The 23,440-nt window shown below is 63.8% G+C and carries 14 protein-coding genes; 6 read left to right on the top strand and 8 right to left on the bottom strand.

Going from position 1 to position 23,440, the window contains the following annotated elements:
- The first annotated feature begins 4 nt into the window (after positions 1–4).
- Positions 5–12,427, top strand: a complete 12,423-nt coding sequence (locus P6U23_RS22710) for a filamentous haemagglutinin family protein (RefSeq protein ID WP_407174806.1) — start codon at positions 5–7, stop codon at positions 12,425–12,427.
- Positions 12,428–12,620: 193 nt separating this feature from the next.
- Here P6U23_RS22710 and P6U23_RS22705 read toward each other — a convergent pair whose 3' ends face one another.
- Positions 12,621–12,896: a hypothetical protein gene (locus P6U23_RS22705; RefSeq protein WP_407174805.1), complete on the bottom strand. Its 276-nt coding sequence runs from the start codon at positions 12,894–12,896 to the stop codon at positions 12,621–12,623.
- Positions 12,897–13,132: 236 nt separating this feature from the next.
- On the opposite strand from P6U23_RS22705, the gene P6U23_RS22700 reads away from it, so the two are divergent.
- A complete protein-coding gene (locus P6U23_RS22700; protein WP_407174804.1) occupies positions 13,133–13,399 on the top strand; it encodes a hypothetical protein in 267 nt (88 codons plus the stop codon).
- Between the two features lie 33 nt (positions 13,400–13,432).
- On the opposite strand, the gene P6U23_RS22695 is transcribed toward P6U23_RS22700, so the two are convergent.
- The gene (locus tag P6U23_RS22695) at positions 13,433–14,503 is read right to left on the bottom strand and encodes a L,D-transpeptidase family protein (protein WP_407174803.1); all 1,071 of its coding nucleotides are present in this window, start codon (positions 14,501–14,503) and stop codon (positions 13,433–13,435) included.
- A gap of 206 nt (positions 14,504–14,709) precedes the next feature.
- Between P6U23_RS22695 and P6U23_RS22690 the strand changes: the two genes are divergently transcribed.
- On the top strand, positions 14,710–15,675 hold the full coding sequence (locus tag P6U23_RS22690) for an SDR family NAD(P)-dependent oxidoreductase (RefSeq protein ID WP_407174802.1): 966 nt from the start codon (positions 14,710–14,712) through the stop codon (positions 15,673–15,675).
- Between the two features lie 5 nt (positions 15,676–15,680).
- Here the strand turns inward: P6U23_RS22690 and P6U23_RS22685 are convergent, their stop codons facing one another.
- The 3 genes from P6U23_RS22685 to P6U23_RS22675 all read right to left on the bottom strand — a co-directional run bounded on the left by P6U23_RS22685 (position 15,681) and on the right by P6U23_RS22675 (position 17,635).
- Positions 15,681–16,127, bottom strand: coding sequence for a GcrA family cell cycle regulator (locus P6U23_RS22685; RefSeq protein WP_407174801.1), 447 nt, complete (start codon positions 16,125–16,127; stop codon positions 15,681–15,683).
- An 80-nt stretch (positions 16,128–16,207) separates the two neighbouring features.
- Positions 16,208–16,405, bottom strand: a complete 198-nt coding sequence (locus tag P6U23_RS22680) for a hypothetical protein (RefSeq protein WP_024506781.1) — start codon at positions 16,403–16,405, stop codon at positions 16,208–16,210.
- A 288-nt stretch (positions 16,406–16,693) separates the two neighbouring features.
- Positions 16,694–17,635, bottom strand: a complete 942-nt coding sequence (locus P6U23_RS22675; protein WP_407174800.1) for an acetamidase/formamidase family protein — start codon at positions 17,633–17,635, stop codon at positions 16,694–16,696.
- A 146-nt stretch (positions 17,636–17,781) separates the two neighbouring features.
- Here P6U23_RS22675 and P6U23_RS22670 point away from each other — a divergent pair, with 146 nt between their 5' ends.
- Both P6U23_RS22670 and P6U23_RS22665 read left to right on the top strand, forming a co-directional pair.
- Positions 17,782–18,585, top strand: coding sequence for a YdcF family protein (locus tag P6U23_RS22670; protein ID WP_407174799.1), 804 nt, complete (start codon positions 17,782–17,784; stop codon positions 18,583–18,585).
- A 42-nt stretch (positions 18,586–18,627) separates the two neighbouring features.
- Positions 18,628–19,809 (top strand): saccharopine dehydrogenase family protein, encoded by a 1,182-nt coding sequence (locus P6U23_RS22665; protein WP_407174798.1) that lies wholly within the window; start codon positions 18,628–18,630, stop codon positions 19,807–19,809.
- On the opposite strand, the gene P6U23_RS22660 is transcribed toward P6U23_RS22665, so the two are convergent.
- Complete coding sequence (locus P6U23_RS22660) at positions 19,760–21,001, bottom strand: FAD-dependent monooxygenase (protein WP_407174797.1); 1,242 nt, start codon at positions 20,999–21,001, stop codon at positions 19,760–19,762. The two genes, P6U23_RS22665 and P6U23_RS22660, sit on opposite strands and share 50 nt — an antisense overlap.
- 144 nt (positions 21,002–21,145) lie before the next feature.
- Here P6U23_RS22660 and P6U23_RS22655 point away from each other — a divergent pair, with 144 nt between their 5' ends.
- Positions 21,146–21,619 carry a MarR family winged helix-turn-helix transcriptional regulator gene (locus tag P6U23_RS22655; protein ID WP_407181547.1) on the top strand — a complete coding sequence of 158 codons (474 nt, stop codon included), beginning with the start codon at positions 21,146–21,148 and terminating at the stop codon, positions 21,617–21,619.
- 42 nt (positions 21,620–21,661) lie between these two features.
- On the opposite strand, the gene P6U23_RS22650 is transcribed toward P6U23_RS22655, so the two are convergent.
- Positions 21,662–21,940 (bottom strand): hypothetical protein, encoded by a 279-nt coding sequence (locus P6U23_RS22650; RefSeq protein WP_407174796.1) that lies wholly within the window; start codon positions 21,938–21,940, stop codon positions 21,662–21,664.
- Between the two features lie 186 nt (positions 21,941–22,126).
- On the bottom strand, positions 22,127–23,389 hold the full coding sequence (locus tag P6U23_RS22645) for an O-antigen ligase family protein (protein ID WP_407181546.1): 1,263 nt from the start codon (positions 23,387–23,389) through the stop codon (positions 22,127–22,129).
- Between the last annotated feature and the right edge of the window lie 51 nt (positions 23,390–23,440).

Below are 23,440 nucleotides of genomic sequence, written 5' to 3'. Positions count from 1 at the left end.
CTCCGTGACAAAGGCCTTCGCGCCCGCCACGCCCGTCACTTGCGCCGTGACCGCTCGCGCGCTTTGGCGGTCGTACCGCCAAGACATGGCTTGGGCGCTGCTGGCCGGCACGAGTGTGATGGCGCTGGTGCTCTCCGGCGGCCACGGTGCGTTGGCGCGCTCGCTCGGCAATTACAGCGCTGTCATGTCGGCGCCGACGGTTGCGAGCGATGCGGCCACCGCCGCCGCCCAGCAGGCGGCCACGGCGGCAAAGCAGACGCAGACCAGCTTGACGCGCGCGCTGCAGGCGATCCAGGCGGTGCAGGCCGCTGGCCGCGCTGCGGCCCAGGCGGGGGGGACGTCGCAGACCTTGCCGCAGGTGGTCGTGCCGAACGGATTGACGCCGGGCGGGCTTCAGGTCGCGCCGGGGGCGACTTGGCTCGGCGCCAACGCACCGACCCAGAGCACGAGCGGCGGCCAGACTAACGTATACATCCAGCAGACCGCGCCGCAGGCGATCCTGAGCTGGACCACGTTCAACGTCGGGGCCCAGACGAGCGTCAATTTCAACCAGCAGGCCAGCACCTGGACGGCGCTGAACCGCGTCGTCGGCAATCTCGGTCCGAGCCAGATCCTCGGCAACATCAACGCGCAGGGCCAGGTGCTGGTCATCAACCAGAACGGCATCATCTTCGGCGGCGCGAGCCAGATCAACGTCGGAGCGTTGATCGCATCGACGGCCGACATCATCGATCAACAATTCCTGGCCAACGGCATCTACTCCAGCACCGGCGGCAGCGGCAGCACGATCACCTACACACCCAATTTCACCGCGGCCGGCGGCAAGGTCATCGTCGAACCGGGCGCGCAGATCTCGACCCTCGCGCCTTCGTCGGTGACGGCCGGCGGCGGCTTCGTGCTGATGATGGGCACCGAGGTCGACAATGCCGGCTCGATCACCACGCCGAAAGGGCAGGCGCAATTTGCCGCTGGCGACGATTTTGCTTTGCGCCAGGGCTACAGCACCACCGGCTCCAATCAGTCCTCGACCACGCTGGGCAGCGAGATTGCGCCCGTCATCCATGCCGGCAGCCTGAGCGGCAGCGTCGTCAACACCGGCCTCGTGTTCTCGCAGCAGGGCGACATCACGCTCGCCGGCCACACGATCGCTCAGGACGGGGTGCTGCTCTCGACCACCTCGGTCAATCAGCGCGGCACGATCCATCTGCTCAATTCAGCCTCTGATACAACCGGCAGAGTGACGCTGACCGGCAACAGCCTCACCGCGATCTTGCCGGAGACCGCCGATGCCGCAGCCGTACTGTCCGGCCTCGATCCGGCCGCGACTGCACTCGACACCAAGCGTGACGGCCTGATCGCAGCGTCAGGGCCCGACGGCCTCGCCATCGGTCAGTTCGACAATCTGTCCACACTTGTCGACCGCAAGGACCTCTCTCGCATCGAGATCGTCACCGGCGGGCTGGTCGATTTTAGGAGCGGTTCGCAGACGATGGCGCAGGGCGGCCAGGTCTCCGTCTCCGCAGGTCAGCGCGTGTTCGCCGAGAGCGGCGCGACCATCGATGTCTCCGGCTCGCAAAACGTGGTGTTGCCGATGTCGGCCAACGACATCTCGGTCAACGTCCAGGGCAACGAGTTGCGTGATTCACCGGCCAACCGCGACAGCGGCACGCTCCTCAATGCCAATGTCTGGGTCGATGCGCGCGATCTGATCCTGGTGCCGGCCGGCACCGGCGGCTATGCCAGCGACCGCTATTACACCGGCGGCGGCCTGCTCGAAGTGTCGGGCTATTTGAATAACACCGGTCATAGCATCGGCGAGTGGACCGCGGTTGGCGGCAGCATCACGCTGCAGGCGCCGGAAGTGGTGGCGCAGACGGGCTCGACCTTCAACATCTCCGGCGGCTCGGTGCAGTACCAGGGCGGCTATCTGCAACAGACAAGGCTGCTCGGCAGCGACGGGCATATCTACAACATCAATAACGCGCCGTCTGATCTGACCTATATCGCGGTCGCCAACGGCTTCACGGTGTTGCATTACGTCGATGGCAAGCTGGATAAGGACTTGACCGAAGTCTATCTCAGCCCACTCGGCGGCAAGAGCGCGATCTGGCAGAACAGCTACATCGTGGGCCGCGATGCCGGCAGCCTCAATCTGTCAACCCCGACGTCGCTGTTCGAGGGTACGATCGTCGCCAATGTCATCGCGGGTGCGCAGCAGATTGCTGCGCGGCCTTCCGCCGTCGCCGATGGCTACAAGCTGACGCAGAACACCGTGCCGCTGCCGGGCACGCTGGTGCTCGGGCAGTACAACGGCTATGGCCTTGCCAATGCCTATGCGAGTGACGTGAAGTTTGACGATGTCGCGCCGGTCACGGCGAGCCTCGATCCCATCACCGCGCTTCCCGCCGATCGCATCAACACCGCCTGGTTCGATGCGCCGACGCTCGACAGCTTCGGCCTCGGCGGCCTCAACATCAGCACGACAAGCAAGATCGCCGTCAACGCGCCGCTGCAATTTGCGCCGGGTGCGCAGGTCAAGCTGACCGCACCGGTCGTCGATGTCGCCGCCGACATCACCGCGCGCTCGGGCAGCATCACCGTCAGCAACATCCTCAGGGGTGCAAACAACAGCACCGTGTTGCTGGCGAGCCTGACTGGCCGCGCGGCGTTGACGCTGGAGGCCGGCGTCACCATCGACGCCCGCGGCTTGTGGGTCAATGCGCTCACTGATCCTGACAGCCAGTCGAACCTTGCCTTCCTCAATGGCGGCAATGTCACCTTCGATTCCCCGGGGGACCTGACGCTGACCGAGGGCAGCACGATCGATGTCTCCTCGGGCGGCGCCATTCTCGCCAACGGCAAGACGCAGGGCGGCAAGGGCGGCAATGTCACGCTGATCGCGGCTGATCCGGCCGGCGGCGGCGGCGCAGACGGCGCAACGCTGACGTTGGGGACTGCCATCCGCGCCTATGGCGTCAATGGCGGCGGCACACTCACGCTTTCCTCGCCCGGCAACCTGGTCGCACCGGGGGCTCTTGTCGTCGGGGACAGTGCGTCATTCGCGGGCGGCACGCTCGCGGCTGGCACGCCGGCACCGGTCGCGTTGAAGCTCAAGCAGGCGCTGACGATTCCGGCCGGGCAGCCGCTGCCGGCACCGTTGACGCTTACTCAGACCACGATGGTGTTCGATACGCCCACGCCTGTCGACATTACGTTGAGCAACACAATGCCTAGCGGACCGACCGGCGCAGATTGGACCGTCCCGGCCGGACTGACTGTGTGGGCAACAGACACTCATAACAATAGTGGTTGTTACGGTGGATGGCCCTGCGGGTCGAATATTTTGCCTGCGGGCTCGACCGTCACCGGCTGGGCGGGAACCGAAATAATCCCTGCGCGGACCATCGTTCCCTCAAACGTCTTTCCGAACGGTCTTCCGGTAAACCGTTATCAGGTCACTTACGCAGCCGGGTCGGTTCAATCCACGCCGATGACCTATCCGGTCGGTTATGTGCTGCCGCAGGGTGCGGCGCTGCCGCAGACCGTGCCGGTAGAGCCAGCGCCAGGACTTGCTCCCTCGTTCTTCAGCGCGGGCTTCTCCAACTACGACATCAACGCGGGTCTCGGCTTGGTCGTCGCGTCCGGCGCGAGCATCGCGCCCACCATGCCCGTCTATCAATTCACCGCCGCAAGCTATACGGCGCCGTCCGGCAGTGATCCCGCGTTAGCGTTGTCGCTGTGGCTGCCGCCGCTGTTCACGGAAAATCCGATGAACGCGACGCTGACACAGCGCGCCGGCGCCAGCGTGACGCTCCGTTCCGTGGTCAAGGACGCGGGCGGCGCCGTCGTCGGTGGCGGCGCGATCGTCGTGGCGGATGGTGGCTCGATCAGCGTCGATCCCGGACAGAGCATCAAGCTCGATGCCGTCGGTCAGATCACCGTCGATGGCAGCCTGACCGCTCGTGGCGGCAGCATCAGTTTGATCAACGAGACCGACAACAGCGCGGACGCGCTCCGCAACTTTGATTCAGCGGGCAACGGCCGCGGCCTCTCGGTGTGGATCGGCGCGACTGGCAGGCTCGATGTTTCCGGCGAGACCTACACGGCGTCCGACATCATGGGCCGCACCTACGGCACGGTCACCGATGGCGGCAGCATCAGTCTCAGCGGCGGAACGGCCTTCGTGATCATCCGCCCCGGCGCCGAACTCGATGCCGACGGCGCCGGCATCACCGTCAACTCGGCCGCCGGGATGTCGCCGACCGCGTCAGGCAACGCGCTGCCGCTCGCGAGCAATGGCGGGTCGATCGCGCTGAGCTCCATGAGCGGTCTCTATCTCGACGGCGATATGCACGCGGCCGCAGGCGGCCCCGGCGCAGCCGGGGGTAGCCTCTCGATCTCGCTGATCACGCCGTTTTTTGACCCTCTAACTTTTCCTCTCCGGTTAGTGCCTGCGAACGTTCAAGTTGCGAGCGTGATGACGGTGGTTCAGGACCGTCAGCCGTCGCTACTGCCGGCCGACATCGCGCCGGGCACCGATGCTTCGGATCTTGAGTTCGGCCAGACCACGGTCAGCGCCAAGATGATCAAGGACGGGGGCTTCGGCAGCCTGTCGCTGAGCTCGGGCGACTACATGCAGTTCGGGAACCAATCGTCCCACGATGTATCGCTTGCGCTTGGCCAAAGCCTCACGCTCACCGCGGCCGCCTTCACCTCCGGTCCCGCCGCGGTGACGCCTCTGCCTGGCACCGGCAAAGTGTGGCTGTCCGCACCTTACATGCTGCTGAGCGAACCGCCGAATATCGCCAAGGACGGTTACGGCAACAGCGGCAGCATTGGCAACCCGGCTCCCAGCGCAGCGGCGACCACCGCGACCTTCGAAGCGGACGCCGATCAGATCGACATTCAGGGGCCGATCGTCTTCTCGCGCGCATACCGTTACCAGGATTCCTCGACCTTCGAGTGGATCAACATCGATGCGCCAGGCTTCTTCAACACAATACTGCGCAGCCGGGGTGATATCCGCTTCCTGGCGACCACCGCACCGCAAGGAACTCAGCTCGCGACCTCTTGGAATCTCGAACTCGATGCCGCGCAGATCTATCCTGCCACAGGCGTGGTCGCCACCGTGGCGGCCGGACGAAACAATTCGCCAACAGCGAACAACGACTATTACACGGCGACCCTGACCATTGGCCGGACCACCGACACGATCCCGGACACGCCGCTGTCCGTGTTCGGCAGTCTCACGCTCGCCGCGCCGATCGTCGAGCAGGGTGGCATTGTGCGCGCGCCGTTCGGCAGCATCGCGTTTGGCTCCGACCACTGGGGATACGATCCTCTCCTCATATCGCAACGGGTGGACTTGCTGCCGGGCAGCTTGGCGTCGGTGTCGATGGCGGGTTTGACCATCCCCTATGGCGGTACCATTGACGGCGTTACCTATACTTACGGCGGGTCGAGCCTTAGGCCGAACGGTCTGACGAACTTCAACAATAGCCCTGCTGGGGTGCAGTCCGGTGTCCTGCTGGATGCGCAATACGTTGATGTCCACAACAGTGCGACGCTGGACCTGTCGGGCGGCGGCACGCTCAGCGGGGCCGGCTTCATCTCCGGTCGCGGCGGCTCGGTCAATGTGCTCACCACAGCGCTCGTCAACGCCAATCCGACCACCCCGATGAGCAAGGCGAGCGACAAGGTCTACGCGATCGTGCCGGGCTACGCCTCGGCCTACGCGCCCGTCGCACCGGAAAATGGCGCCGGCGATCCGGCGATCGGCCAGCAGATCACTGTTCCCGCCGGCGTGCCCGGCCTGCCCGCCGGCACCTATACATTGCTGCCGTCGAACTATGCGCTGCTACCCGGGGCCTATCGCGTCGAACTCGGGGCCGTCAAGACAACACCGATCGGCATCGGCCCGATCGGCAACGGCACTTATGCGGCGGCTGCCTACACCAGCATCGCCAACACAGGCATCAGAAGCGCATTGCCGTCGGTGGTGCTGATCACGCCCGGTACGGCCGTGCGCAAATACTCGCAATACGACGAAGAGAGCTACAGCGACTTCATGATCGCCTCTGCGACGCAGTTCGGCGGCACGCGATCGCTGCTGCCCGCGGACGGCAAGACGCTGGTGCTGAAGTTCGAGACCCCGTCTACCTCCACATCGCAGCCAACCGATAGTGCTCTGTCCTTTGATGGCACGGCGCTGTTCCAAGCCGGCCAAGGTGGATTTGCCGGTCAGGTGGCGGTCCAGGGCGTCGGGGAGATCTATGCCGATGCCCCGACTCCCAATTTTGCCGGGGTGTCGATCCGCGCAGCCGATCTCGATGCTGTCGGTGCACCACGGCTGATCATCAACGGCTATGAGAATATTCTCAATGGCGTGGTGACCTTCCAGGGCGGCAGCGACCTCTACATCCGCGATGGCGTTACGCTGAAGGCCGGCGAATTGTTCCTGGTGGGCGGCAACATCACCATCGGCAACAACGTCACGCTCAGCACGATCGGCCAGGGCCCTGCGCCGTTCGATTCGACGTCGCTTGGCATGGGCTACACCACGAGCTACGGCACCACCGTGCTGGCGCTGTCCAACGGCAACCTGGATTTCCTCGGTTCGAATGGCGGCTCCGGCACGATCACGGTCGGGGCCGGCTCACATCTCTATTCCGAGGGCACGCTGGCCTTCGCCACCAACGGTGCCTCGAGCATCGATCCATCCGCCCATTTCGGGTCGCGCAACATCACGCTCGCGGTCGGCAGCATCAATATCGGCGATGCCACCACGATCGCCGCGGCCGGCGCGCCGACCGGCTTCCTGTTCAATCAGGCTCTGTTCAATACGCTCGTCAACGGCGATCCCACCCATGCCGCGCCCGCGTTGGAGAAGATCACGCTGAGCGCTGCGAACTCCGTTAACCTGTTCGGCTCGGCCGGTCTCGATGCCACCGGCACCGGCATCGATCTCGTGCTGAACACGCCCGCGATGTACGGCTATGGGAGCGCAGGCGACACCGCGACCATCGCCGCCGGCAAGATCACCTGGAACGGCATTGCCGGCGCGACGCCGCCGGCGCTTGGAGCCGGTGGGCTCGGGACCGGCACAGGCACGCTCGACATCAAGGCGAACGAGATCGATCTCGGCCAGTTCGTCTCGTTGGACACGACCACTCCGAGCCGCGTCATCTACGGCTTCGGCAATGTCAACCTGACCGCCAGTTCGCAGATCGTCTCCGCCGGCAACAGTTCGCTCTACGTCTACCAGGCGCCGAGTGCGGCGGCAGGCGCCGTGTTCGGCCAGAGCGGCACCGGCGACAACCTGACGCTGGCGACGCCGCTCCTGACCGGCGTGCAGAAGTCGATCATGGCCTATACGGCCGGCGGGGCGCTGAGCGTCACCGTACCCGCGGGGCTCGCACCGAGTGCGGCGACCTCGACCGTCTCCGGCGCTGAGATCGATCTGACCGGTGACAGCGTCGCCATCGCCAGCACCATCCTGCTGCCGAGCGGCAAGCTGGTGGTGAACGCGACCAACGATATCGCGCTTGATGCCGGCAGCCGCATCGATCTCTCGGGCCGGCCCTCGATGATCCAGCGCGCCACCGTCTACGGCTTCGGCGGCACCGCGATCTTCAACAGCGCGCAGGGCGGCTTCACGCAGGCGGCAGCCTCGGTGATCGACGTCTCCGCAACCAATGCCAATGCCGGCTCGATCAGCGTCGGCGCGGGCAACGGCAGCGTGGCGCTCGGTGGCAGCCTCGTGGGCGGCGCGACCGGCGGCAACACCAGCGGCGACTTCAACGTCAGCGCCGGCACGCTGGCCGATTTTGCCGGACTCAATGCCAGCCTGAACCAGGGCGGCTTCTTCGATGCCCGCAGCTTTGACATCAAGAGCGGCGATCTCACCATCGGCGATGGCGTCAAGGCGCATCAGGTGACGGTGTCGATCGATGGCGGTAGTCTGACGATCAATGGCACCATCGACGCCTCAGGCGCGGCGCCCGGCACCATCCGGCTGTCGGCGCGCGACGATCTCGAACTCACCTCCATCGCCGACCTTGATGCGCATGGCACCGTCCTGCAGGTCGATGGCTACAGCAACTCAAAGCAGGCTTACCCCATCGAGGCCAAGAACCGCGCGCATATCGAGTTGACCACAGCGCAGGGCGAGCTGCGGCTGGACGACCGCGCCACCATGGACCTGCGCATCACCGACCCCAGGAACCTCGATACAGCCCGCAACCAGATCGTCAATTATGGCGACGTCGTGCTCAACGCGCCGCGCCTCGTCGATACGGTGGGCGCTGTCAGCGCGACAAGTGGCGCAACCATTGTGGACACGACCTACGGCTCGCTCACTGCCGGAACGAATGCGCCGGCCAATGCACGCGGCAATGACGTGGCCATCGCGGCGACCGCGGGCGTCAGGATTTACGGTGCGGGCAGCATTGCGCTGAACGCCTTCGCGACATACGCCAATGCGCCGTACCAGAACAATGATCCAACCACCAACACCCAGATCGTCGATCAAGCCTTTCTCGATCAGGTCGACCTGGACAGCACGACCTTCATCAATGCCGCGCTGGCGAACAGCAGCCTGCAAGGGAAACTCGCCGGCCTCGCCGCTTACGGCAGCGTCTTCCACCTGCGGCCAGGCGTCCAGATCACCTCGACCGGCGACCTTATGACCTCGGGCGATCTCGACCTCGCGAAATATCGCTATGGGCAGGGGGCCGATCGCGACCCGACTTCCGCCACCTACGGTGCTGGCGAGCCAATGGCCCTCGTCATTCGCGCAGGCGGCAACGTGACTCTCACGGGAAGCATTTCCGATGGGTTCAAGTCCGCGCCGGCAGTGCCGGCTACCTATACGATCTTCGACGTTACGAACTCCTCATATTTCTACGAAAATACAAGGAATGGTTTCACCTATTGGAAGGATGACAATACGGACGTCTATGTCGTGAACGATTGGACGATTCCAAATGATGACTTCTATAATTGGTGGACGTTTCAATACTGGGGCAATCTCGTCGACAGCAACAATAATTATTACAATCCCGGAGATACGATCCCCGCGGGCACGATCCTGAGCGCCAGCAACAGCTTCGGATTCGCGTTCGAGGCGTCCAACATGCCTACCGTCGGCATTGTGACGAAGCCCGCAATTCCAGCGGCCGCCTCGACCACGCCGGCCGCTACCATGCTGCCGGCCGGTTCGCTCTCGGCTTCGATCCGTGTGGTGGCAGGCGCTGATCTCGCGGCCGCCGATCAGCGCGTGCTTCGGACGACGCAGGCTCTCAACGGTCAAGGCAATCTCACGCTCAACGATTCAGCTTACAACGCATCGCTGAACGGCAGCTCCTTCGGCGTAATCCGCACTGGCACCGGCAGCCTCGAATTGCTCGCCGGCGGAAGCTTCAGCGAAGCCACGCCCTACGGCGTTTACACGGCCGGAACGCAATCGGCGCCGATCCTGTCCCCTGACGGCAGCAATCCCTACGATCTGATCGGAGAAACGACCGGCGGCGCGGCGCATGCCTGGTATCCGGAGCATGGCGGCGACCTGCTGCTCTCAGCGCAGCAGGACGTCATGGGCTATATCCAGATGGCGGACAATTCCGTCCGCTGGGTGGATTCCGACCGGATCGGCAATTGGTTTGGAAGCCAAGGCGGTGGCGGCCTGTCGCCGGATCCGACGGCTTGGTGGGTCAATTTCGGCAGTTGGGCCAAGACTCAGCAGTATGCATCCGCTTATTCCCTCGTCGGCTTCCAGGGCGTCGGCACCCTCGGCGGCGGCAACCTGACCGTGATCGCCGGACGCAATGCCGGCGCGACCAATGGCGCCAACACAAATATCTCGACCGGGCTCGATCTTGCGGTCGTCTCGACCGGACGGATGTTGCCGGACGGTACGCTGCTGCAGACCGGCGGCGGCGACCTGACGCTGAGCGTCGGGGGCACCTTCAATTCCATGGATCCCTTGATTGGATCGAGCTTGCCTTCCGATTATTTCGGGTCGGTCACCGATCTGCGCGGAGATATCGCTGTCAATGCCGGGTCGATCGGCACGCTGGCGCAGAATTTCAGAGCGGCGTCCTGGACATCGGTCGATCCGCGCACGCTCGATGTCAATACGATCAAGGGCTCAATGGCGACGCCCGGCCCGACCTTCGCGCCGGGCGACGGCACGGTCAACATCGCGACGCGCGGCGACCTTGTGCTCGGCGGCGCGAGCGATGCCGGCATGGCGGCTTCGACCAACGTGAATGGCAGTCCCTACACGCAGGCTAAAGGGATTACTGCGGCGAGCGGCGGCACTACCAATTTCACGCTGTGGACCTCCGCCACCGCGATCAGCCTCTACGCGGCAGGCGGGGATGTGGCGCCGCTGACCGGGGCGACCTCCAACAACTTACAGAACGCCAATGGCTTCTATCCGGGCACGCTGATCGTGGCAGCCGCAAATGGCGATATCCGTTTCGGCGAACCCGGCGCGGCTTCGACAGGCCTGCCTCTTGAGATGATCCCGTCGACCTCAGGTCAGCTCGAATTGCTGGCGGCAGGCTCGATCTATGGCGCGAGCCAGGTCGTGGCGATGTCGGGCGCGGATATGAGCACGTTGGCGACGCCGCTCCATCCGGTGTTCTCAACTGCATCGAATACCACAGCGGGCTCAAACGCTCCACCGGACGCGGCCTACCGCATCAACCTTTCCAACCCAATCGCCTTCGGCGAAGACACGCCCGTCTCCAATCTGCATCAAGGGGATGCCCAGCCCGCGCTGGTCTACGCCGGCGTCGATATCGACGATCTCACACTTGGCCAGCAACTGACGCAGACGGCCAGTTACGCCTTGGGCTTCAGGCCTAATCATGCCACCTGGTATCTCGCGGCCAAGCCGTTCGAGGTCATCGCCGGTCGCGACATCGTCGGCACGGGTGCGGTGGCGGACGTATTCCTGAACACCAGCGCCAACAGCATTTCGCTGATGCAGGCCGGCCGCGACATCATCTACCAGTCGGTCGACATCATGGGTCCGGGGCTGCTGCAGATGCAGGCTGGCCGCAATCTTTACCAAGGCTATTTCGGCTCGCTGACCAGCGTGGGCGATGTGGTCAACCCCGCCAACAGCGCGGGCGGCGCCGGCATCACGACGCTGACGGGCGTCGGCGCCAAGGGGCCGGACTATGCCGATTTTGCCAGGCTCTATTTCGATCCGGCCAACCAGTTGCCGAGCGACGGCACCCCGCTCGCCGGCAGCGGCAAGGTGGTAAAGACCTATGATCAGGAGCTTTTGATATGGCTGCAGCAGCGCCTCGGCTACACCGGAAGCGCGGCGGGTGCGCTCGCCTATTTCCTTGCTTTGCCGAGCGAGCAGCAGGGCGTGTTCGTGCGTCAGGTCTTCTATGAGGAACTCACCCTCGGCGGCCGCGAGTACAACGACACCAACAGCCCGCGTTTCAAGAGCTACCTGCGCGGCCGCGATGCGATCGCGACGCTGTTCCCGGATCAGGACGCGCATGGCGACCCGATCACCTATTCGGGCGGCCTCACCATGTTCAGCGGCATTGCTAAGAATTCCTCCGGCAATCCTTATCTTGCCGACGCCGGCATCCACACCCAGTTCGGTGGCGCCATCCAGATCCTCGATCCGGGCGGACAGACCATCCTCGGCGTGGAAGGCGTCACGCCGGGCGCCGCCGCCGGCCTGATCACACAGGGACGCAACAGCGACATCGACGTCTATTCGCTCGGCAGCATCCTGCTCGGCCAGAGCCGCATCATGACGACCTTCGGCGGCAACATTCTCGCCTGGTCGGCCACCGGTGACATCAACGCCGGCCGCGGCTCAAAGACGACCACGATCTTTACCCCGCCGCTCTTGAGCTACGACGAATACGGCAATGTCAGCCTGTCGCCCGCCTCGCCGTCGAGCGGCGCCGGCATCGCCGCGCTCGCGACCATCCCGGGCACACCGCCGAGCAATGTCGACCTGATCGCGCCATTGGGTACCATCGACGCGGGCGAGGCCGGCATCCGCGTCTCCGGCAATCTCAACCTCGCTGCACTGCAGATCGTCAACGCCGCCAACATCCAGGTGCAAGGCAGCGCCACTGGCCTGCCGACCGTTCCGGCGCCAACCGGCCAGCTTTCGCTCTCCGCAAACACCACCGCGGCGACCCAGCAGGCCGCCGCGCCGACACAGCCCAGTAGCGGCCAGCCCTCGGTCATCATCGTCGAGGTGCTCGGCTATGGGGGCGGAGGCGGGAGCCCTCCGGACGAGCAGGACTGTCGCGGCCGCGACACAAATCAATGCCGCTCACAAAACCCGGACAGCCCGGTCCAGATCATCGGCGCTGGCTCTCTCGATCAAGATGCGATGGATCAATTGAGTTCAGAGGAGCGGCAACGTTTGGTCCGGTAGCTACCGAAGTCTTTCAATGTCCAGAGACCCTCTCAGTGAGTCCAGGAAGCCCGCGGATGGGCTCAACGGAGGTAAAATCCGGTGGTTTCCAAGATGGTGAGCAATATCAAGGCTCAGTCCGGGACTGGGAGGGCTAGGGGTCGCGAGTTCAAATCTCGCCGCTCCGAGTATCTGTTCTATCGGCCAGCTACAGTCACGTCTTCAGCGCCTTTACCCAGCGGGTGCCGCTACGGCCGCCCTCGCAGCGGATCGTGAGGACGGGGCCATCCTCGAGCGCGAGCTTGACGGCGCCGGCCTGTTTGACACGGCGCATCAGCGGCTCCGGTCCGGAGATCGAACCCTCCGCAATCAAGGGGCCGGCCTCTGGCGATAGCGTCAGGGAGTAGGGAACCAAGGCGACGTCGCGTCCGTCGATGATGATCATCCCATCGCCGCTGAGTTCGTCCGTGATGTCGCCGTGGATGTTCATGCAATCCTCCTCAAAAAAGCAGAAGGCCCAAACCGGCGATTGGTTCCGTATGAGGATGCGACAAGGCGCGCTGATGCCTTTTTGCGCACCGGCGCGCGGCAATCGGGCGCGAGTGATGCAAGCGAGAAACAGTCCCGCAGTGGATAAGCTGTGAGAGCTGCTTCGCGTGCAAGTTTAATTTGCGCGACGCAGAGGAGTCTGGTCCTGTGATTACAGGGTAGATGACAGGGGGCTTTATGTTCACGCGTGTAGTCGGCGCGATCGCGCTGACCTTTTCTCTTTCGTCCGTTTCGTCCGTCGCTGTCGCGGGCAATCAGCATGGGATCATGCAGCGCATGTCCTGCTCGGTGGTTCGCTTCTACGTGGCGAAATATTCCGAATCGACCGCCGAAATGTGGGCGCGCAGCCATGGCGCCACCGACGCGCAGATCGAAGCGGCGCGCCGCTGCCTGAGGGACACGCCCGAGCGGACCGCCGAGGCGGCGCGCTGGTACACACGCTAGGTGCCTTCGGCACAGACGACCGCGGTTTTCGGTCTACGAGTTCGAACTGTCGACGAATGCGACGGGTGTGCTTTTCTTCACCTCAGTCGCCAATCGCTCGGCATCCCAATTGGTCAGCCGAACGCAGCCGTGCGAGGCGGCTTTGCTGACCTTGCCCGGGTCCGGCGTGCCATGAATGCCGTAGCCTTCCGCGGAAAGGCTGATCCAGACGGTGCCGACCGGATTGTTCGGCCCCGGCCTGATGATGAACGGCGATTTCGCGTGCACCCCTTTGAAGTGGTATTTGGGGTTGTAGTGATAGATCGGATTGTGGTCGATACGCGTCACCCGCAGCGTCCCGCTCGGGGAGGGCTTTTCCTCGCTGCCGACCGTTGCCGGGAAGAAATCGATCAGCCGGTTTGAGGAGTCGAAGACCTCAACGGTCTGCCTGATCTTGTCGACCTCGACGCGGTCTGCTTGTGCCGGGACGTCCGCGCCGGATCCAGTGTCGGTCACAACGATCGTTGCGCCGGCTTTGCGAAAATGTTGGCCCGGATTGAGCGCAGCCAATAGCTCCTGGCTCATGTGAAACGTCTCCGCCAACTCTTCACGCGGGTTCGTGTAATCGAGCCGGTGCAGATGTTTCATGTCCTCCATCTTGTGGGGCAGCCTTGACAGGAAAGGGCCCGCGATATCCTTCGCGGTGATTTGATAGGTCGTGAGCACGGGGCCGTCATCGGCGGCAAGTTTTTGCCAGACCTGGGGCGTCAGCCTGTCTCCGCTCGGCAGTTGCTGCGCTTCGGCGTAGGCGCGGAGCGCCTTTTTGGCGTTCTCGCCGAATTTGCCGTCGATCTCGCCTGACGAAAAATGCGCGCGGGCAAGCAGGACCTGCAGGCGAATGCCAAGCGGCGAGACCTCATGGGCCGGTGGCGGCTTGCCGGAGAATTGGGCCGCATTGACGTTCTCGGCCTTGAGCTGCGCGGCGTGCAAGGGCGCGCCTGACCCGGCCAGCACGCAGCAGGCGGCGAGCAGCAGCCAACCCAAAGGCGTGGCGGTCTGGCCGCTGCATGCGGGATCGATTGCAACGGCCGGTGTCTTCAAGCGCTGAGATCTGCCTGCGGTCATGGCTCGCTTTAGCTCCGTGTGCATTAACGCACGGCGCGCACTTTCTTTCCCTCTGAAGGAATAATCCTGTCCTCTTGTGATGCCGCATGCGCGGCACCGGCGAGCCGCGCTTTACCGGCGGTGTTCAGATGCTAGATTGGCGCTGGCCCGGGGCGAAGCTCATGACGGCCACCAAAAACACACGAGCAAACAGGGAAGGGCGTCGCATGAAGGACTTCGCCGGAAAGATCGCCGTCATCACCGGTGGCGGCACGGGCATGGGCCGCGAGCTTGCGCGGCAGCTCGTCGCGGAGGGATGCAACGTCGCGATGTGCGACGTTTCGGCAGAGGCGATGGCCGAAAGCAAGCGGCTCTGCGAGATCGAGCCAACACCGCAAGGCCTGCGCGTCACCACGCATCTTGCCGACGTCTCGATCGAGGATCAGCTCAAGCGCTTTCGCGACGAGCTTGCGGAGCAGCAGGCGACCGACAAGATCCATCTCTTATTCAACAATGCCGGCATCGGGGGCGGCGGCAGCCTGTTCACCAATACGCGCGAGCAGTGGGAGCGCACCTTCAATATTTGCTGGGGCGGCGTTTATCTCGGCGTGCGAACCTTCCTGCCGATGCTGATGAAGGCCGACGAGGCTCACATCGTCAACACCTCGAGCGTCAACGGCTTTTGGGCTTCCGTCGGCATGGGTGTGGCGCACACCGCCTATAGCGCCGCGAAATTCGCCGTGAAGGGATTTACAGAGGCCCTGATCAACGATCTCCGCCTCAATGCGCCGCATATCAAGTGCTCGGTGGTGATGCCGGGGCATATCGGCACAGCCATCGTCTCGAACACGCGAAAGGTTCAGAGCGGCAGCGAGCGCTTGAGCGAGAACGAGATCGCCCAGACGCGCGTGCGCCTCAAGACCAACGGCGTCGAGGGCGTGGACCAAATGTCGGACGAGCAAATTCAATCGCTCGCCGCCGAGCGCGCCCGCGTCTTCCTCGAGGACGCGCCAACCACGGCGGCGCAAGCCGCGAAAATCATTCTCGATGGCGTCAGGGCCGAGAGGTGGCGCATTCTCGTCGGCGAAGACGCGCACAGACTAGACGAGCGCGTGCGGCAGAACCCGGAAGATGCCTATACGCCGGAGTTCTTCAAGCGCTTTGCCGAGGAGGTCGGCTGGCGCTTGGGCTGATGGGACTATCGCACGCTTATCCTGTACGCCAGGCGGCTGTGACGGGGGCAGTAGGGCAGGCCTTCGAGCGGCGGGTTGCCGCAGAAGCAGAAATCCGCCGCCCCCGGGGTCGATAGCGGCCAGCGGCAGGTTTGCTTGCTCAATTCGAACAGCGAGCAGCGATGCCCGTTGGCGATCGGCTCCTCCTCCGCCCGTGTTTCCTCGACCGAGATGGCCCTCAAGATCTGGCGCCGCAGCCGTGAGGCCGCTCGCTTCCGCGGCTCGCCGGACCGCTCTTTCCGGGCAGGGCCGGCCTTGTCGCGCATGAGATTGAGACGGGAAATCTTGCCGATCACCGCATTGCGGCTGACGCCGATCCGCTCGGCAATCTCGCGGCAAGTCAGCCCGGCCGCAAAATGGATCTTCAGCAATTCGATACGTTCTGTGGTCCAGGTCGGCTGGATGGCGGACATGTTGGTGCTTCCAAGCTTGATCTCTTTTCGATCCCTCTTGGCCCGCCGACCGCACCTCCCGCGTCACGCAAACACCCCGGTTAAGGCTTGCCGTTGTCCCGAATGGACAGCAGCCCGTCCTTGATGGCGTTCCGGATGCCTTCCTCGATCAAGGTCCTGGCGACACCGGGGACGCTCGTGCCGTGGGTGCCCTGCCTCACCAGTTTCTCGAGATAAGCGATCGTCGAAAGCGCCAAGGTCACGGGAATGCGGTCAGTCTCGGCTTTCTCGGTGGCCATACGAAAAACTAAGCTCTAACGCGGGTACAGAAAAGTAACGATTAGGACTCTATTTAGAAAATGGACCGTTGTACAGTCTCTGCCTAATCCATTGAATCGGTTGGATGTTTTTCGAATCGCCGGCGGCGGCCGCCTGCGCGAGCGTCGGAGGCCGCGTTTCAGGGGCCGTTTTGACGTGCGAAAGGACGTCCGCCGCGCCGCGCGCGGCGGGGCAGATTCGTGGGGACGAGAAGCGCCCCGCGCCGGAATGAGGGAATTTGGCGAGGCCTTATTGCCGAAGAAGCCGCCTCAGCCGTGCACGATGTCCTTGGCGATCATGCAATGGATGCCCTTGCTGCCGTTCACGGTTTGCGTCACCCGCAAATCGGCAGCCAGGCTGCAGAGGGTGTAGGCGTGCTCCTGCGAGAGATTCCGCTTCTCCCCGAGCAGCACGATCATGTCGCGCAGGGCGCGCACCACGCATTGGTCGAGATCGGGATCCATGGCCATGGTCATGTAGTGTGTCGCCGTCTCGGCGCGCGGGTAATCGAGGTGCAGGTCCTTGCGCAGCGTCAGGCGGAAGCGGCCTTGCAGCGCGGTCTCGATCGCTGTGACGCAGACTTCGCCATCGCCCTGCACGCCGTGGCCGTCGCCGCACGAAAACAGTGCGCCCGGCACGAATACGGGCAGATAAAGTTTGGCGCCGGCGCCCAGCTCCTTGTTGTCGAGATTGCCGCCCATCGCGCGCGGGATCAGCGAGGAGATGCGTCCCCAGGCGGGCGGCGGCGCGACGCCCATCACGCCGAAGAAAGGCTTCAGCGGCAGATCGAGCCCCCAAGGCAACCGGCCCACCATGCGCGTGAGATCGAGCGGAATGTTCAGGAGCCGCGGCTCGGTGAAATCGTCGGGCAGGGTGCCCGCGAGCGGGCGGATCAGGTTGTAGCCCCAATCCTGCCTGAGCTTGACCTCGAGGATATCGATTTCGAGAACGTCGCCCGGCTCGGCGCCGCGAACCGCGATCGGGCCGGTCAGGATATGACCCGGCACCATCCGTTCATTCCTGGTGTGCACCTCGAACAATTCGGGCGGAATGTGAAATCGGCTGCGGTCCGGGACCACGTCCGGTCCACCGCTGATGGTATCGATCGTGACGTCATCGCCGCTGTCGATGGTGAGCACGGGCTTCAGCTTGGCCTCGAAAAAACCCCAGTGGCAGGTCTCCGGGCTCGAATCCAGATGATGATGGGTCATGAGAAGGCCTTCTTTTCAGATGGTGTACGCCCGGCACGCCGTCATTTTTGATCGCCCTTTTTATGCGGGCAGATGGATAGGCGGATCAAGTCCGCGTATGACATGGCGCCAGGCTTGCCCGCGCAATTCATTCGAAAGAGATTTCCTTGTTTTTCGTTCTCTCCAAAACCATCGGCATCGCGCTGCTGCCGACGAATTTCCTGATCGGGATCGGCGTTCTCGGCCTGCTTCTGCTCTTGACCCGATTTGCCTCTGCCGGTCGCGCGCTTGTTGTGCTGACCATTTTGTTGCTTGCGCTCTGCGGCTTCTCTCCGCTGGGCAACGTTTTGCTCTATCCGCTGGAGAGTCGGTTTCCGGCCTGGGATGCGAGGCGCGGCGCGCCCGACGGGATCGTCATTTTGGGCGGGCCGATCGACTCCGATATCTCGGCCGCACGCGCAGCGCCGGTGGTGCGAAGCGCGGCCGATCGCATCATCGCAGGCGCTGCGCTCGCCCGCAAATATCCCAACGCACGCATCGTCTTCACCGGCGGCAGCCCCAACCTGATCTCGAACGACGCACGCGAGGCCGACTATGCGGCGATGGTTTTCGACAGCCTTGGCATCGAGAGGTCGCGGCTGATCTTCGAGCGCCGCTCGCGCAACACGTTCGAGAATGCGGAATTTTCAAAGGCCGTTGCCGCGCCCAAACCGGGCGAACGCTGGCTGCTCGTCACCTCGGCCTATCATATGCCGCGCGCGATCGGGCTGTTCCGAAAAGCGGGCTTTGTGGTCGAGCCTTATCCCGTGGACTGGCATCTCGGCGGACCGGCGGATCTCATCGCCTTCAGCGCGCTCGCGGCCGAAGGACTCGCGCTGACCGACCTGGCAATGCGCGAATGGATAGGCCTCATCGGCTATCGCCTCACCGGTAAGACAGACGATTTGCTTCCAGGGCCTTCCCGGGACTAGAAGGTCCGAGGATCGCAATGACGGGAAACTCAGGAACTCAGTATGACCTCTTCGTCGAAATTCGACATCATCGTTTATGGCGCGACCGGTTTCACCGGCCAGCTCGTGGCGGAATATCTCGCCACGCATTACCGCGATGACAAGCAACTGAAATGGGCGATGGCCGGGCGCAGCCTGGAGAAGCTGGCCAAAGTGCGCGACGCCATTGGCGCTGCGGCCGACACGCCCCTGATCGCTGCCGACTCCAGCGATCCGGCTTCTCTGCAGGCGATGATCGCGCAAGCCGGACTGGTGATCTCGACCGTCGGTCCCTACCAGCTCTATGGCTCCGATCTGGTGGCGGCCTGCGCGGCATCTGGCACCGACTATATCGATCTCTGCGGCGAGCCGGTGTGGATGCGGCAGATGATCGATAAGCACGAGGCAGCCGCGAAAGCGAGCGGCGCGCGCATCGTATTCTCCTGCGGGTTCGACTCGGTGCCGTTCGAGCTCGGCGCATATTTTGTGCAGAAGGAAGCCCGGCGCGTGTTCGGCGCGCCCGCTCCCCGCGTCAAGGGTCGCGTGCGCGAGATGCGCGGGACGCTGTCCGGCGGCACGGCGGCGAGCGCAAAGGCGACCTTTGATGCGGTGGCCAAGGATCTCAGTCTGGTTGCGATCCTGAAGAACCCGTTTGCATTGACCCCCGGCTTTGAGGGTCCGAAACAACCGCCAGGCAGCAAGCCGGTTTATGAAGAAGACCTGCAATCCTGGTCCGCACCGTTCATGATGGCGACCATCAACACGCGCAATGTCCATCGCTCCAACATGCTGATGGGCTTTCCCTACGGCAAGGACTTCGTCTACGACGAGATGGCGCTGACGGGGCCCGGCGAGGAAGGCGCGGCGAATGCCAAGAAGGTGATGGCCGCCAATGCCGAAAAGACCGGCCCGAATGCACCCAAGCCGGGCGAGGGACCGTCAAAAGAAGAGCGCGAGAGCGGCCGCTTCGATCTGCTCTATGTCGCGATCGCGCCCGATGGACGCCAAGTCCGCGCTGTCGTCACTGGTGACCGCGACCCCGGCTACGGCTCGACCTCAAAGATGATCTCCGAATGCGCCATCTGCCTGCTGCGCGACGCGCCCGACGTTCCCGCCGGATTCTGGACCCCGGGCGCCGCGATGCGTGACGCGTTGATCAAGCGGCTCGTCGATAATGCAGGTTTGACCTTTCGCGTGGAGACGTAAGCGCGGCGGGATTGTAGGCGTACATCCAGTCCATACCCTTCGAAGCGAAGGGGATGAGAAGCTGCATCATCCGGTCGCGAATCCACGCGCCGGTGGCGCTGAACTCCCGCTTGTTGCTGCCGTTGCGCCGGGCAAGCGCCACGACCCGCTCGACGCGCGGCCGGCGTTCGGCCTCGAACGTCTCGAACGTGGCCCGCAACTCACCATGCTCCCGCATCAGCCGCGCCAGCCGCAGTGCGTCCTCGAGCGCAAGCGAGGCACCCTGGCCGGCATGCGGGCTGGTGGCATGAGCGGCATCGCCGATCAGGAGAGTGCGGCCGCGCGACCAGATCGGCAGGCTCGCTACATCCAGCGTGTCGGTGACGCCGATATTGTCGGCCGCATCAATGATGCGGGCGATCGGATCGTGCCAGCCGGCATGGAAATCGTGCAAATGCCGCCGCAGGGCTGCTTGGCTCATCGCGCGATACGTGGCGGCGTCGAGGCCTTGCGAAGGTTGCGTGCTCCACCACATCACGCCGTGGTCGGGATCAGGGCTGCAATAGCCATAGCCGAAAAACCCGCTTTGCCCGAACGTCGCTTCGATGCGCGGCCCGATCGCCGCGTCATCGAGCACCGCGCGCGGCGCGAAGCCGCCGAAGCCGATCAGGCCGGTGTTGAAGGGCTTTGGTCCGTCCGGCACGACGTGCTGGCGCACCGCCGAATGCACGCCGTCGGCTCCGATCAGGAAGTCGCCCTCGGCACTGGATCCGTCGGTGAAATGGGCGACGATCGGTCGGTCCGCGCGATCTTCGATGCACGCAAGGCGCTTCTCGAAATGCACCGCGACACAGGACGACCAGGCCATGTCGACCAGCTCCTCGTTCAAGGCGGCGCGGGACATGCTCACCGCCGGCTGGCCGAAACGCTCTCGCATATTGCGGTTGATCGAGCCGAGCCTGGTGCCATTACGGGAGTGGAAATCGAAGGATTCGGTGACCGCACCGCGGCGGATCATCTGTTCCGCAAGGCCGAGTTCGGCCAGCACATGCATGCCGTTGGGCGCAATCTGCAGCCCGCCGCCGATGCCGGTTGCATAGGGCCAAGCTTCATAGATGGCCGCCTCGATGCCGGCTCTCTTGAGAAAGATCGCGGTGGCAGGGCCGGCGATGCCACCACCAATGATCAAGGCCTTGCGGGGAGTTCGGGTCATCTCTTGCTCCATGGTGCGAGGCAGTTGTAAGATAGTCATTGGCTAATTATCTTAGCGTATAAGACATTAAGCTTCTAAGTAATGAGGTGACCGTTGTCAAGACCGAAGGTGCGGGCTGCACTGTTGCAGGAATTGGAGGAAGCGATGCGGCGGGCGTCCGCACAGGGCGTGCTCTACGGGCAGACCGTTGCCGATGTCGCCGGCGTCTCCGGTTCGGACCTCGACTGCATGGATGTGCTCAATCTGGAAGGACGCGTCACGGCGGGCCGGCTCGCCGAGGTCACGGGACTGACCACCGGCGCGATCACGGGCGTTATCGACCGGCTGGAAAAAGCAGGGTTCGTGCGCCGCGAGCGTGACGAGACGGATCGGCGCAAGGTCTTCATTGCGATCGTGCCGGAGGCTGCGGCCAGGATCGGAGAGCTCTACGTGCCGCTGCAGAAGGCGATGCAGAAGCTCTGGAGCGGCTATTCGGACGCCGAACTGCAGCTACTGCTCAACTTTGCCAAGCAAGGCTACAAGGCGTCGTTGGAAGCGACCGGTGTGCTCAAGGGGCTTGTCGATACGCAGACGCAGAAGCCTGCGGCGCCGAAGAAGAAGGGGCGAGCCCGGCAATGAGCTAACAAGCGGCAGCGCCGTGGGTTCGACGCCTGATCTCAATCAATTGCAGAGCCTGCGCCACTCGTAGCGATGCGTGTCGGGATTGAGCACCTGACGCGGCGAGCACTCGGACGTGCCAAGCGGGGCGACCTGCGGCGGCTGGATTGGCGCGATCGAAGGCGGAGGAATTGCGCAAACCGTGGCAGGGCAGATCGGCGCGATGTCGATCGAACTGCTGCATAGGGCCTGCATCTCGCCCTCGACGCAGCGGCACTCGCAGGAAGCATGCGCCGGCGCCGCCAGCACGACCCCAAGTAATGCAGCCAAGATGAACCGCATCTCGATAATCCCTCCATCTCTCATGACAGATGCTCTTTATTTGTTTTGGCCTGTCAATGTCCGTCAGCCAAGCCCGTCATTGCGAGGAGCGAAAGCGACGGAGCAATCGAGACTGCATCTGCGGAGAAAGCCTGGATTGCTTCGCTTGCGCTCGCAATGACGCCGGAGATTGGGAGGCGGGCTGCTTTAGCTGCGGGTTTCCGGTGCGGCTATGGCAGCCCCATCAGCCGCCTTGTAACGCTGCGCCGCGGCGATCATTCCCCACATCGCGCCGAGCATCAGCCAGAAGTGGCGCCAGTGGTCGGTATCGATCACAAAGCCTTCGCCGACGGTGCCGAGGAAGGCCGAGAAGATCACAAGATAAGCGCCTCGCCAGGGCACGCGGACGAAAACGTGCCGGAATCCCAGCATGACCGTGAGAAAGACCAGCGCAGGATAGCAGATACCGGACAGCCAGCCGCCCGACATGAAGGCGTTGAGATAGGAGTTATGGGTGTCTTCAGGGAAGTAGCGGTGGAATTGCAGGGGGCCGATGCCGAAGGGCAGGTCGAGCGCCATCTCGGCGCCGAGGATATGGCGGCCGAAACGTCCGAACCGGCCTTCGTCGTAACTCTGCTCGAGACTCGCGCGTTGGCGGAACATCTCCGAGATGGAGTCGAACGACAGGAGCACGGCAACCAGCACTACGCCGAGGACGACGGCGATGGTTGCCATCACCACGATGCGCGAGCGCTCGGCGCGCGAGGTGCTGGTCAACACCATCAGCGCCAGCATGAAGGCGGCGGTAAGGATGAGCCCGCCCCAGGCGGCGCGGGAAAAGGCCAGTAGAATGGCCAGCGCTATGATGCCGAAGGCGATCGCGTTGCGGGATGCTTTCGCGAAGCGTTGCGAGACGACGTTCTGGAGCGCAAACAAGGCCGGAAGGATCAGGTAGGCGCCGAGCACGTTCGGATCCTTAAAGGTGCCGCGCGCGCGCTCATAGAGTGTCAACAGATCGTGGCCGCCGGGCACGAGATCGAAATAGCCGGCGATCGCCGCAAGCGAAGCGATCATCCCGCCGACAATGAGGCCGCGGCGCAGCATGTCGAGCCGCGCCGGGGTATCCTCGGCGATGACAAGGGCGAAAAAGATCACGGTGACGGCCATGTACCAGGACGTCATGATCCAGTTCAACACGTCGGATTCGCCAAATAGCGGGATCGCACCGATGCTGTAGCCGATATTCACCAGGACCAGGAGCGCGAGCAGCGGCATGAACACCACTCGCAGCCTGAGGCCAGTGGCGAAGAACAGCACGGCGGCGCAGAGCGTCACGAACTCGTAGGGGCTGGGCTCGATGAAGACGATGGCGCTGGCCGCGCCGGCCAGCCACACCAGCGTGCGCTGCAGGGCGAGCACGCCCGGCGCTGCTACGGGCGGTGAGATCTCGGTTGTCGCTGCATAGCCCATCACACGGTACTCAACGCAACTCGTACACGGCAACCACTGGTGCGTCATGCC

The organism is Bradyrhizobium sp. STM 3562, from assembly GCF_045571435.1.
In the GTDB taxonomy this organism is placed as follows: Bacteria; Pseudomonadota; Alphaproteobacteria; order Rhizobiales; family Xanthobacteraceae; genus Bradyrhizobium.
This window is presented reverse-complemented; position numbering and strand designations above follow the sequence as displayed.

Excerpts from the sequence above, each read along its gene's own strand:
- P6U23_RS22705 (WP_407174805.1), bottom strand. The coding sequence starts at position 12,896 with ATGAACATCCACGGCGACATCACGGACGAACTCAGCGGCGATGGGATG.
- P6U23_RS22700 (WP_407174804.1), top strand. The coding sequence starts at position 13,133 with ATGTTCACGCGTGTAGTCGGCGCGATCGCGCTGACCTTTTCTCTTTCG.
- P6U23_RS22695 (WP_407174803.1), bottom strand. The coding sequence starts at position 14,503 with ATGACCGCAGGCAGATCTCAGCGCTTGAAGACACCGGCCGTTGCAATC.
- P6U23_RS22690 (WP_407174802.1), top strand. The coding sequence starts at position 14,710 with ATGAAGGACTTCGCCGGAAAGATCGCCGTCATCACCGGTGGCGGCACG.
- P6U23_RS22685 (WP_407174801.1), bottom strand. The coding sequence starts at position 16,127 with ATGTCCGCCATCCAGCCGACCTGGACCACAGAACGTATCGAATTGCTG.
- P6U23_RS22680 (WP_024506781.1), bottom strand. The coding sequence starts at position 16,405 with ATGGCCACCGAGAAAGCCGAGACTGACCGCATTCCCGTGACCTTGGCG.
- P6U23_RS22675 (WP_407174800.1), bottom strand. The coding sequence starts at position 17,635 with ATGACCCATCATCATCTGGATTCGAGCCCGGAGACCTGCCACTGGGGT.
- P6U23_RS22665 (WP_407174798.1), top strand. The coding sequence starts at position 18,628 with ATGACCTCTTCGTCGAAATTCGACATCATCGTTTATGGCGCGACCGGT.
- P6U23_RS22660 (WP_407174797.1), bottom strand. The coding sequence starts at position 21,001 with ATGACCCGAACTCCCCGCAAGGCCTTGATCATTGGTGGTGGCATCGCC.
- P6U23_RS22655 (WP_407181547.1), top strand. The coding sequence starts at position 21,146 with ATGCGGCGGGCGTCCGCACAGGGCGTGCTCTACGGGCAGACCGTTGCC.
- P6U23_RS22650 (WP_407174796.1), bottom strand. The coding sequence starts at position 21,940 with ATGCGGTTCATCTTGGCTGCATTACTTGGGGTCGTGCTGGCGGCGCCG.
- P6U23_RS22645 (WP_407181546.1), bottom strand. The coding sequence starts at position 23,389 with ATGGGCTATGCAGCGACAACCGAGATCTCACCGCCCGTAGCAGCGCCG.